The 12,618-nt window shown below is 33.1% G+C and carries 11 protein-coding genes; all 11 read left to right on the forward strand.

Annotation, left to right across the window (positions count from 1 at the left end):
• The first annotated feature begins 4 nt into the window (after window positions 1-4).
• A complete protein-coding gene (locus NOU10_RS00435; RefSeq protein WP_069469133.1) occupies window positions 5-343 on the forward strand; it encodes a PspC domain-containing protein in 339 nt (112 codons plus the stop codon).
• A gap of 3 nt (window positions 344-346) precedes the next feature.
• A complete protein-coding gene (locus NOU10_RS00440) occupies window positions 347-700 on the forward strand; it encodes a phage holin family protein (RefSeq protein ID WP_003700632.1) in 354 nt (117 codons plus the stop codon).
• Between the two features lie 69 nt (window positions 701-769).
• The gene (gene hprK / locus NOU10_RS00445) at window positions 770-1,705 is read left to right on the forward strand and encodes an HPr(Ser) kinase/phosphatase (RefSeq protein ID WP_034982337.1); all 936 of its coding nucleotides are present in this window, start codon (window positions 770-772) and stop codon (window positions 1,703-1,705) included.
• A gap of 14 nt (window positions 1,706-1,719) precedes the next feature.
• Complete coding sequence (gene lgt, locus NOU10_RS00450) at window positions 1,720-2,529, forward strand: prolipoprotein diacylglyceryl transferase (RefSeq protein ID WP_003700630.1); 810 nt, start codon at window positions 1,720-1,722, stop codon at window positions 2,527-2,529.
• Window positions 2,530-2,597: 68 nt separating this feature from the next.
• Window positions 2,598-4,325 carry a phospho-sugar mutase gene (locus NOU10_RS00455; RefSeq protein WP_255905744.1) on the forward strand — a complete coding sequence of 576 codons (1,728 nt, stop codon included), beginning with the start codon at window positions 2,598-2,600 and terminating at the stop codon, window positions 4,323-4,325.
• Between the two features lie 151 nt (window positions 4,326-4,476).
• Window positions 4,477-6,477: an excinuclease ABC subunit UvrB gene (gene uvrB / locus NOU10_RS00460; protein WP_049165113.1), complete on the forward strand. Its 2,001-nt coding sequence runs from the start codon at window positions 4,477-4,479 to the stop codon at window positions 6,475-6,477.
• 18 nt (window positions 6,478-6,495) lie between these two features.
• Window positions 6,496-9,330, forward strand: coding sequence for an excinuclease ABC subunit UvrA (uvrA, locus tag NOU10_RS00465; protein WP_255905745.1), 2,835 nt, complete (start codon window positions 6,496-6,498; stop codon window positions 9,328-9,330).
• A 75-nt stretch (window positions 9,331-9,405) separates the two neighbouring features.
• Window positions 9,406-9,876: an S-ribosylhomocysteine lyase gene (locus tag NOU10_RS00470; RefSeq protein WP_255905746.1), complete on the forward strand. Its 471-nt coding sequence runs from the start codon at window positions 9,406-9,408 to the stop codon at window positions 9,874-9,876.
• A gap of 24 nt (window positions 9,877-9,900) precedes the next feature.
• Window positions 9,901-10,542: an NAD(P)H-binding protein gene (locus NOU10_RS00475; protein ID WP_255905747.1), complete on the forward strand. Its 642-nt coding sequence runs from the start codon at window positions 9,901-9,903 to the stop codon at window positions 10,540-10,542.
• A 183-nt stretch (window positions 10,543-10,725) separates the two neighbouring features.
• A complete protein-coding gene (rapZ, locus tag NOU10_RS00480; protein WP_305119779.1) occupies window positions 10,726-11,607 on the forward strand; it encodes an RNase adapter RapZ in 882 nt (293 codons plus the stop codon).
• The gene (gene yvcK / locus NOU10_RS00485) at window positions 11,604-12,617 is read left to right on the forward strand and encodes a YvcK family protein (RefSeq protein ID WP_003710476.1); all 1,014 of its coding nucleotides are present in this window, start codon (window positions 11,604-11,606) and stop codon (window positions 12,615-12,617) included. The genes rapZ and yvcK overlap by 4 nt, the downstream gene beginning before the upstream one ends.
• Window position 12,618: the final 1 nt, after the last annotated feature.

Genomic DNA, 12,618 nt, shown 5'->3' on the forward strand with positions numbered 1-12,618 from the left:
ATATATGAAAAAATTATACAGATCAAATAGAAATCGTATAGTTGGTGGAGTTTGTGGTGGTATTGGTGAATATTTAGGAATAGATGCTAAGTATGTCAGAATAACTTTTGTAGCTTTGACGATTATTACTAGTATTTTTAGGCCATTGTCTATGGTAGTGCCTGGAATTTATATTATTATGATGCTAGCAATTCCAGTTAAAAAAATTAATAGAGATGATTTTGACTCAACTTTTGATCCATTCTCATATTTTGAGAAAACAGATGATGTTAAAGAAGAAAAAGGTAGAAAAACATTAACAAATGTTACTGAAAAGGACATTAAAGATGATAGAAAGGATTAAACAATGTATTTAGGTTTTTGGAAGAGAGTTTTGATAAATGGCATATTTTTCATAGCGATTGCTGGTTTATATAGCTCAGGGTTACATGTGGCCAATGTTTGGGTAGCATTCATGGCTGCTTTTGTTTTAGGATTGTTAAATACGTTTGTAAAACCATTTTTAATAATTTTATCTTTACCGATAACTTTGTGGACAATGGGGCTATTTTATTTTGTAATCAATGCTTTATTACTAGAATTGACCTCAGTTGTAATGAAAGGTGCATTTTATTTTACAAGTTTTGGTTCAGCACTAATTGTTGCGATTATCATGAGTATTGTAAACTTAATTGTGACAAATTATTTTATGAATAGATAAAGTAGTGAAACCGGTTTATAAAAATGATAGAATATAGATAGAAGTTATTTACTTCTGAATGGAGGGAAGATAATGAATAGTGTTTCAGTAGCTAACTTGGTAGAAGCTATTAACTTAACCGTTTATTCTGGAGAAGAATATTTAGAAGAAAAGCAGATTACTACAAGTGATATCTATCGTCCTGGTTTAGAACTTACAGGATATTTTGAATATTATCCAGAAGAACGTATCCAGTTATTTGGAATGACAGAAGTCTCATACGCTCATCAATTGACTAAAAAAGATTTGCAGGATGTTGCGGAAAAATTATGTGCTTCAAAGACACCTTGTTTAGTAATTGCTAGGGATCTAAAGGTACCAGCAGAATTAGAAAAATCAGCGAAAGCCAATAATATTCCGATTTTATTATCTAGCTTACCAACAACAAGATTGTCATCAAAAATGACGGATTATCTTGAAGGAAAGTTAGCTGAGCGAAGAGCAATGCATGGAGTACTAGTAGATATTTATGGCTTAGGTGTCCTAATTACTGGAGATTCAGGTGTAGGTAAATCAGAAACTGCACTTGAATTAATAAAACGTGGGCACCGTTTAATAGCTGATGATAGAGTCGAAGTGTGGCAACAAGACGAACAAACTGTTGTTGGTGAAGCACCACAAATTTTGCGTCATTTATTAGAAATTAGAGGAATTGGAATCATTGATGTCATGAATTTATTCGGTGCTGGTGCTGTTAGACAAGACACAGATATATCATTGATTGTTCATCTTGAAAATTGGAGTAAAGATAAACAATTTGATCGTTTAGGTTCAGGAGAACAAAGTCAACAAATTTTTGATGTATCAGTTCCTAAAATTACTATTCCAGTAAAAATTGGACGAAATTTAGCTATTATTATTGAAGCCGCAGCGATGAATTTCCGTGCAAAAACAATGGGATATGATGCAACTAAAGCATTTGAGAGAAATCTTAACAATTTAATTAAAGAGAATTCAGAAAATTAGAGGTGTAAAGATTAATGAATTTTTTAGGAGTAATTAATCCGGTTGCCTTACAATTAGGTCCATTTCAAATTAGATGGTATGGAATAATTATTGCTAGTGCAGTTATTCTGGCAGTATATTTATCTGTTTTAGAGGGAAGGAAACAAAATATCTTAGATGATGATATCTATGATTTATTGTTGTATTCTCTGCCAGTAGCAATTATCTGTGCCCGAATTTACTATGTAGTTTTTGAATGGTCATATTATTCTCATCATTTAAGTGAGACTTATCGTATTTGGGACGGTGGAATTGCTATTTATGGTGCACTAATAGGTGCAGTTATAGTTATCTTGATCTTTTGTCGTCGTCGCAATATTCCAACTTGGACTTTACTTGATGTGATTGCCCCAACAGTTATATTGGCACAAGGCATAGGACGTTGGGGAAATTTCATGAATCAAGAAGCTCATGGTGTTGCAACGACATTAGGTTTTTTAAAATCGTTACATCTACCTAAGTTTATAATTAACCAGATGTATATAGATGGAACATATTATCAACCTACGTTTCTTTATGAGTCTCTATGGGATATTAGTGGATTCGTTGTTTTAATTATTTTGAGAAGACAGAAGAAATTATTAAAAAGTGGAGAAGTTGTTCTGTCTTACATAATTTGGTATTCATTTGGTCGTTTCTTTATTGAAGGAATGAGAACTGATAGCTTAATGTTGGGGAGTTTAAGAGTATCACAATGGTTATCTTTAATTCTATTTATTAGTGCCATCGCAGCAATCTTTTACAGAAGATACAATGATCCGTTGTTGAAATGGTATACAGAATAATAATTAATTAAAAAAATTTGCTATTCTATAGTATAATATAGATATATGTTAATGGAAGGGTGATTTTCATGAGTTGGCAAGATACTTACCAAGACTGGAAAGAAAATAAAGAATTAGTTGAAGATTTACGTGCAGATTTAGTACGTATGGAAGGAAATCAAGATGAACTTGAAGATGCATTCTATGCACCATTAGAATTTGGTACAGCTGGTATGCGTGGGGTTTTAGGTGCAGGAATTAATCGTATGAACATTTATACTGTTCGTCAAGCTACTGAAGGTTTAGCTCTTTTCATGGAAACTCTTGATGAAGAAACAAGAAAACGTGGTGTAGCTATTAGTTACGATTCACGTCACCATTCACAAGATTTTGCTTTTGAATCTGCTAGAGTATTAGGACAACATGGTATTCCAACATTTGTTTTTGAAAGTTTACGTCCAACACCTGAATTATCATTCACAGTACGTCACTTACATACTTATGCAGGGATTATGATTACTGCAAGTCACAATCCAAAGCAATACAACGGATATAAGATTTATGGTGAAGATGGGGCACAAATGCCTCCTAAAGAATCAGATTTGATTACTAAATATATTCGTAAAGTAGATGATCTATTTGCAATTAAAGTTGCAGATCAAGAAGAACTAATAGAAGATGGTGTTCTTAAGGTAATTGGTGACGAAGTTGATAAAGCATACTTAGATGAAGTAAAACAAGTTACTATTAATCAAGAACTAGTTGCTGAAGAAGGTAAGACAATGAAACTTATCTTTACACCACTTCATGGTACAGGAGCTATGTTAGGTGAAAAAGCTTTGCGTCAAGCAGGTTTTGAAAACTTTACAATGGTTCCAGAACAAGCTAAGCCAGATCCTGATTTCTCAACAGTTAAGAAGCCAAATCCAGAAGATACAGCAGCCTTTGATTTAGCTATTAAATTAGGTAAAGAAGAAGGTGCAGATTTATTAGTTGCTGTTGACCCTGATGCTGACCGTTTGGGAGCAGCTGTGCGTCAACCAGATGGTGAATATCAATTATTAACAGGTAACCAAATTGCAACAATTATGTTAAACTACATTTTAACTGCTAGAAAGAATGCAGGTACTTTACCAGCTAATGCAGCAGCAGTTAAATCAATTGTATCAAGTGAATTTGCTACAAAGATTGCTGAAAGTTTTAACGTAGATATGATCAATGTTTTAACTGGATTCAAATTTATTGCTGAACAAATTAAGCATTTTGAAGATACAAATGAACATACATTTATGTTTGGATTTGAAGAAAGTTATGGATATTTGGTTCGTCCATTTGTTCGTGATAAAGATGCTGTACAATCACTTGTAATGTTAGCAGAAGTGGCTGCTTTCTATAAGAAACAAGGTAAGAATCTATACGATGGTCTTCAAGAATTATTTGAAAAGCATGGTTACTTTGTTGAAAAGACAACATCATTAACTTTTGATGGGGTTGAAGGTGCTAATAAGATTAAAGACTTAATGGCTAAATTTAGAGCTGAAGCACCAAAACAATTTGGTGATTATAAAGTTGTTGCAATGGAAGATTTTGATAAATCTGAAAAGAGTTATGCTGACGGAAAAGTCGAAGCAATGACTCTACCTAAGTCTAATGTATTAAAATTCTTATTGGAAGACGGTACATGGATTGCTATTCGTCCTTCTGGTACAGAACCAAAGATCAAATTCTACATTGGTACTTTAGGCGATACCTTAGAAGTAGCAACAAAGAAACGTGCAGTCTTTGAAGAAGAAATTAACAATTTTGTAAATGAATAATAAATAGAAATTAGTTTAGAGAAACGTCTTATTACTGATAAAAATTAGTAGTAAGACGTTTTTATTAATTCTAAACTAAGTAGTAGTAGTAGAATTTCTTGTTCGGTGTGGTACAATATATATGCAATTTTTATGATTGGGAGGGTTCGATGTGATTGAGCGTCAAGCAGATAGAAATTTTGAATTAGTTTCTAAGTATAGCCCAACTGGAGACCAGCCGGAAGCAATACAAGAATTAACAGAAGGAATTAAAAAAGGTGAAAAAGCTCAAATTTTAATGGGAGCGACAGGTACTGGTAAAACTTTTACAATTTCTAACGTAATAAAGAATGTTAATAAACCAACTTTAGTTTTAGCACATAATAAGACGTTGGCAGGACAATTATATGGGGAATTTAAAGAATTCTTTCCTAATAATGCAGTGGAATATTTTGTTAGTTACTATGACTATTATCAACCAGAAGCTTATGTTCCTTCTAGCGATACTTATATTGAAAAAGATTCAAGTATTAATGATGAAATAGATAAACTTCGTCATTCTGCTACAAGTTCATTATTAGAAAGAAATGATGTAATTGTTGTGGCTTCTGTTTCATCAATCTTTGGGTTAGGTGATCCCCATGAATATAGAGAACACACAATTTCATTAAGAGTTGGACAAGAAATTGAGCGTAATAAATTATTAAATGATTTAATTGATATTCAATTTGAACGAAATGACATCGACTTTCAACGTGGACGTTTCAGAGTTCGTGGAGATGTTGTTGAAATCTTTCCAGCTTCAAGAGATGAGTCAGCATTACGAGTAGAATTTTTTGGCGATGAAATTGATAGAATTAGAGAAATTGACCCATTGACTGGAGAAACTATCGCTGATAGAGAACACATCGCTATTTTCCCTGCTACTCACTTTATGACAAATGAAGAAAGATTAGGAACAGCTATTGAGGGAATTCAACAAGAATTAGAAGAAAGAACGGCTGAATTAAAAAGTGAAGGAAAACTTTTAGAAGCTCAGCGATTACAGCAAAGAACCACATATGATATTGAAATGCTAAAGGAAATGGGATATTGTTCTGGAATTGAAAATTATTCAAGACATATGGATGGTAGAAAGCCAGGAGAAGCACCTTATACTTTATTAGATTTCTTCCCAGATGATTTCTTGATTGTAGTAGATGAATCACATGTAACGATGCCTCAAGTTAGAGGTATGTATAATGGGGATAGAGCTAGAAAGCAAATGCTGGTAGATTATGGATTTAGATTACCTAGTGCTTTAGATAATCGTCCATTAACTAGAGAAGAATTTGAAAAACATGTAAATCAAATAATTTACATGTCAGCGACACCAGGGCCTTATGAACAAGAAAAAACATCACATGTTGTACAACAGATTATTCGACCAACTGGATTATTGGATCCAGAAATTGAAGTTCGTCCTATTATGGGACAAATGGATGACTTAGTTGGAGAAATCAATAAACGGGTTGAACTTAATGAAAGAGTATTTGTCACAACGTTAACTAAGAAAATGGCTGAAGATTTAACTGATTATTTCAAAGAAATGGGAATAAAAGTTAAATACTTACACTCTGATATAAAAACATTAGAAAGAACTGAGATTGTTCGAGACTTAAGAATGGGAAAATTCGATGTTTTAGTAGGTATTAATCTTTTGAGAGAAGGAATAGATGTACCTGAAGTTTCATTGGTAGCAATTTTAGATGCTGATAAAGAAGGCTTTTTACGAAATGAACGCTCTTTAATTCAGACGATTGGACGTGCTGCTCGTAATGCAAGTGGTCATGTAATTATGTATGCTGACGATGTAACACCTTCTATGGAAGCAGCCATCAAGGAAACTAAGAGACGTCGTAGTATCCAAGAACAATATAATAAAGATCATAATATTATTCCTAAAACAATTATTAAACCAATTAGAGCAGCTATTTCTATAAGTTCAAAAGTTAATAAATCAGACACAAATATCAGTGATACAGTAGATTTTGCTGATATGAGTAAGAAGGAACAATTAGAAATGATTTCTAATCTAGAAGAACAAATGCGTGAGGCTGCTAAGAAGTTAGATTTTGAAGAAGCTGCAACATTAAGAGATACTGTAATGGAATTGAAAGCACAGATTAGTTAAGGAAGAAGGGTATATAATTTGGCTCAAAATAAAATAAAAATTCGCGGAGCAAGGGCACATAATTTAAAAAATATAGATGTCGATATACCTAAAGATAAGTTGGTAGTAGTTACTGGTTTATCTGGTTCAGGTAAAAGTTCATTAGCATTTGATACTTTATATGCTGAAGGACAACGAAGATATGTAGAGAGTCTCTCAGCATATGCACGTCAATTCTTGGGACAAATGGATAAACCAGATGTTGATTCGATTGATGGATTATCTCCAGCAATTTCAATTGATCAAAAGACAACTTCCAAAAACCCAAGATCGACAGTAGGAACAGTTACTGAAATCAATGATTTTTTACGATTATTATGGGCAAGAGTCGGAACACCTATTTGTCCTAATGATGGTCATGAAATAACAAGTCAATCTCCAGAACAAATGGTAGATAAGATATTAGAATTGCCAGAAAGAACTAAATTACAAATTCTAGCTCCAATTGTACGAGGAAAAAAAGGGCAACATAAGAAAATTATTGAAAAAGTAAAAAAAGATGGATTTGTACGCATTATTGTTGATGGTGAAATCCATGATGTTGAAGAAGAAATAGAGTTAGATAAAAATAAAAAGCATGATATAAGTGTTGTAGTAGATCGAATTGTATTGAAAGATGGTATTCGATCAAGATTGTTTGATTCACTAGAAGCCGCTTTAAGATTAACTAACGGCAATGTTGCAGTTGATGTAATTGGTGATAAGATGTTGCAATTTTCTGAGAATTTCTCATGTCCATATTGTGGTTTTACCATTGGAGAATTAGAACCACGTATATTTTCTTTTAACGCACCATTTGGAGCATGTCCTGATTGTGATGGTATAGGTGTGAAATTAGAAGTAGATAAAGATTTGGTAATACCAGACGATACAAAAACTTTAAATGAAGGTGCACTTGCACCATGGAATCCTATCAGTTCTAAGTACTACCCAACGATGTTGCAACAAGCATGTGAGGCATTTGGTATTGATATGGATACTCCATTTAAAGATTTACCAGACAAAGATAAAAAAATTATATTGTATGGAGCTGGAGATAGAGAATTTCATCTTAAATTTGAAAGTGACTTCGGTGGTTTGAAGGATATTGATACAACATTTGAAGGTGTTATTCCAAATGTTGAAAGACGTTATAGAGAAACAAATAGTGATTTTACAAGAGATGTTATGCGTCAATACATGACTAGTTTAACTTGTCAAACATGTCATGGATATCGTTTAAATGAACAAGCATTATCTGTAAAAATAGCAGGTAAACATATTGGTGAAGTGTCAGATTTTCCTATTAATGAAAGCTTGAATTTCTTTGAAAATCTAACATTTAGTGAACAAAATCAAGAGATTGCCAGACCGATTCTAAAAGAAATTGACGATAGGTTAACATTTTTAAAGAATGTAGGTTTAGATTACTTAACACTTAGTCGTTCGGCACGTACACTATCAGGTGGAGAAGCCCAAAGAATTCGTTTAGCTACACAAATTGGATCAAATTTATCGGGCGTAATGTATGTTTTAGATGAACCATCAATTGGTCTCCATCAAAGAGATAATGATAGATTGATTGCTTCACTGAAAAAAATGCGTGATTTAGGTAATACACTAATTGTTGTAGAACACGATGAAGATACTATGAGAGCAGCAGATTATTTAATTGATATTGGTCCAGGTGCTGGCGAGAATGGTGGACAAGTTATAGCTGCTGGAACCCCAAAACAAGTAGAAAAAAAGAAAAATTCTTTAACTGGACAATATTTGTCAGGTAAGAAGTATATTGCAATCCCAAATGAACGACGAAAAGGAAATGGAAAGAAGATAGTAGTTAAGGGTGCTTCGGAGAATAATTTGAAAAATATAGATGTTAGTTTCCCACTAGGTGAATTTATAGCTGTTACCGGTGTATCTGGTTCTGGGAAATCAACATTGGTAAACATGATTTTAAAGCGTGCCTTGGCTCAAAAACTTAATCATAATTCTGAAAAACCAGGTAAATATCAAAAAATTGAAGGTGTCGAAAATATCGAAAAAATTATTGATATAGATCAAACACCAATTGGACGTACTCCTAGAAGTAATCCGGCTACATATACCGGTGTATTCGATGATATTAGAGGACTATTTGCTCAAACTAATCAGGCTAAATTGAGAGGATATGGCAAAGGAAGATTTAGCTTTAATATTAAGGGTGGAAGATGTGAGGCATGTAAAGGCGATGGAATTATAAAGATTGAAATGAACTTTTTACCAGATGTTTATGTTCCTTGTGAAGTGTGTCATGGTACACGCTATAATTCTGAAACTTTAGAGGTAGAGTATAAAGATAAAAATATTGCTGATATTTTAAATATGACTGTATCTGAAGCTTTAACATTTTTTGAACCAATTCCTAAAATTAAACGGAAATTACAAACGATTGTAGATGTTGGTTTAGGTTATGTGAAATTAGGACAACCAGCAACAACTTTATCTGGTGGTGAAGCACAAAGAATGAAATTAGCTTCAGAACTTCATAAAAAGTCTAATGGAAAAACTTTTTATATTTTAGATGAACCTACAACGGGGTTACATTCAGAAGATATTAAGAGACTATTAGAAGTTCTGCAAAGATTAGTTGATAAGGGAAATACTGTTCTTGTAATTGAGCATAATTTAGATATTATAAAGACTGCAGATTATTTAATTGATTTAGGTCCTGAAGGTGGAGATGGTGGCGGTCAAATAGTAGCTACCGGAACACCAGAAGAAGTTATAAAAGTTAATGATAGCTATACTGGTAAGTACTTAAAAGAAGTGCTGGTACCTGATCATTATGCATAGTTATAATTTGCAATTTTAAATAAAAATGATAGAGTAGAAATTGAAATTGATATTTTTTATATAGGAAGTGTTAAGATGGCTAAGGTAGAAAGTTTTACATTAGATCATACAGCTGTTAAGGCTCCATATGTACGTTTAATTACTGTTGAAACAGGTGCAAAAGGAGATAAGATTTCAAATTTTGATTTAAGATTTGTTCAACCAAATGAAAATGCAATTCCAACAGCTGGATTGCATACAATTGAACATATGTTGGCAGGATATTTGCGTGATCATATGGATGGAGTTATTGATTGCTCACCTTTTGGATGTCGTACAGGTTTCCATTTAATTATGTGGGGTGAACATGATACTACTGAAGTTGCAACAGCTTTAAAGGCATCTTTAAATGACATTATTAATGCTAGTTGGGAAGATGTTCAAGGAACAGATATTAAGAGTTGTGGTAATTATAGAGACCATTCTCTATTTTCTGCTCAAGAATGGTGTAAGAAGATTTTGACTGATGGCATTTCAACTGATCCATTTGAAAGAAAAGTTATTTAATTTTTTTTGTTAGGAGGATGTTTCATGGCTAAGATATTTGTAGTTGGTGGCTCTGGTAGAGTGGCATCAGAACTAATTAAGAATTTAATTAATGATGGTAATCAAGTATCTGCAAGTTCACGTCATCCTGAGAAAATTATTAAGTTAGATAATGTTGTTCCAGTTAAGTTGGATTTGCATAGTGATGTTAGTGCTTGGTCTGAAGTTTTTAAAGGTATGGATGTTATTTACTTTGTAGCTGGATCTAGAGGTAAAGATTTGCTACAAACGGATGCAATGGGAGCTGTCAAAACGATACAAGCAGCTGAGAACGTTGGTGTTAAAAGATATATAATGTTGAGTTCTTTGTATGCTTTACAGCCTGAAAAATGGGCACAATATGAATCATTGGCAGCGTTGACTGATTATAATATCGCAAAATTCTTTGCAGATAATTATTTAGTTAATGATACCAAATTGGACTATACAGTTGTTCAGCCAGCATCACTAACTGAAGAAACAGGTACTGGAAGAGTATCTTTTAATGAAATAATAAGTAATACTAATCCAATTCCAGATGTTGCTAAAGTATTGGCAGAGGTAATCAAATATAACAATACGATTGGTAAAGTTATTATGATGTGTAGTGGAGATAACCCAATTGAAACAGCATTAAAAGACATTTAGAGTGTCGGATTTGACCCGTATATCTAAAGGCAAGATGACTTTGGATTGCGGGTCATTTCTTGTGAAAAGGAAAGAATTATAATTAAAATATATGTAGGAATATTTTTATTTTTTTAAAGACACGCCCGGATATGATATAATGGTAAAATGATTAAAAAGGATAAGAAAGTTGAGGCGATGTTCATGAGTGCATTGCAATTAGTAATAGTTACCGGAATGAGTGGTGCTGGGAAAACAGTAGCTGTACAGAGTTTTGAAGATTTAGGTTATTTTTGTGTGGATAATATGCCTCCTAAATTATTGCCTAAATTTTATGAATTGGTTAAGGAATCTGGGAAAATAACGAAAATAGCATTAGTAGTAGATTTAAGATCTCGTGCTTTCTATGATGAAATTGTAGAAATGGTGAGAGAATTAGATGAAAATGAATTCAATTCTTCTAGAATATTGTTTTTAGATGCTTCAGATGAAGAACTAGTTGCTAGATATAAAGAAACTAGAAGATCTCATCCGTTGGCTATGGAGGGAAGAATTTTAGACGGAATTCATTTAGAAAGAGAACTATTGGCACCAATTAAGTCAAATGCTCAAATCATTATTGATACCTCTAAGTTATCTCCACGTCAACTAAGAGAAGAGATATTTAAGAATTTTGAATCTAGAGATACCAAAACTTTTCATATCGAAATTATGTCATTTGGTTTTAAATATGGACTACCTATAGATGCAGATATTGTTATGGATGTACGTTTCTTACCTAATCCTTACTATGTACCGGAATTGCGAAATAAAACTGGTAAGGATGACGCTGTATACGAATATGTGATGAAATCTGAGAAAACAGAAGAATTTTATCAAAAATTTGTATCTCTTCTAAAATACGTAATTCCAGGCTATATTGCAGAAGGGAAATCTAATGTAACAATTGCAATTGGATGTACAGGGGGGCAACATCGCTCAGTGGCATTAGCTGAAAGAATAGGTAATGAATTATCTAAAGAGTATCCTGTTCATATGTCACATCGTGATATGAATAAACGAAAGGAGACGGTGAATCGCTCATGAAACAACAAACAAGAAATACACCTAAAATTGTTGTCATAGGTGGAGGTACTGGCCTTCCTGTTATTTTAAATGGTTTACGTAAGAGAGATGCTGACATTACTGCTGTTGTTACAGTTGCTGATGATGGAGGATCTTCCGGAATTATCAGAGATTATATTAACGTAGTTCCGCCTGGAGATATTAGAAATGTATTAGTTGCTTTATCTGATCTACCAGATGTATATAAAGATATATTTCAGTACAGATTTAATTCTAAAGATCAGTTCTTTTCAGGGCATGCAATTGGAAATCTTATAATAGCTGCACTATCTGAAATGGAAAATAGAGGAATTTTTAATGCAGTGCAAGAGTTATCTGAATTAATGAAAGTAGATGGACATGTCTATCCGGCTGCTAATACTCCGTTAGTATTGAATGCAGAATTTACTGATGGTAGTGAAATCTCTGGTGAAGCAGAAATTTCAGCAGCTGGAAAAACCATAAAAAAAGTATGGGTTACAACAAATGGTGAAGGTAAACCAGAGGCGATGCCAGAAGTAATTGATGCCATTATGAATGCTGATCAGATTGTATTAGGGCCAGGAAGTCTATTTACTAGTATCTTGCCTAATTTAATGATTGAAAATGTGGGTCGTGCAGTTTGTGAAACTAAGGCTGAGGTTATATATATTTGTAACATCATGACTCAAAAGGGTGAAACTGAACATTTTTCAGATGCAGATCATGTTAAAGTTTTGAATAGTCATTTAGGTAAAAACTTTATTGACACAGTGTTGGTAAATACTGAAAATGTGCCTAGCGATTATTTAGACAGACAAAAATACGACGAATACTTATATCAAGTAAAACATGATTTTTCAGGTTTACGTGAACAAGGAACAAGAGTTATTTCAGATAACTTCTTATTAATGCGTGATAGAGGAATTTTCCATAATGGAGATCAGGTTGTAGATGAACTGATGAGGCTTACTGGAAGACCCAAGTCATGGAACGACGATGAATTTAATTAGA

It is taken from the genome of Ligilactobacillus sp. MP3 (assembly GCF_024436335.1).
GTDB classification, from domain to species: Bacteria; Bacillota; Bacilli; order Lactobacillales; family Lactobacillaceae; genus Ligilactobacillus; species Ligilactobacillus salivarius.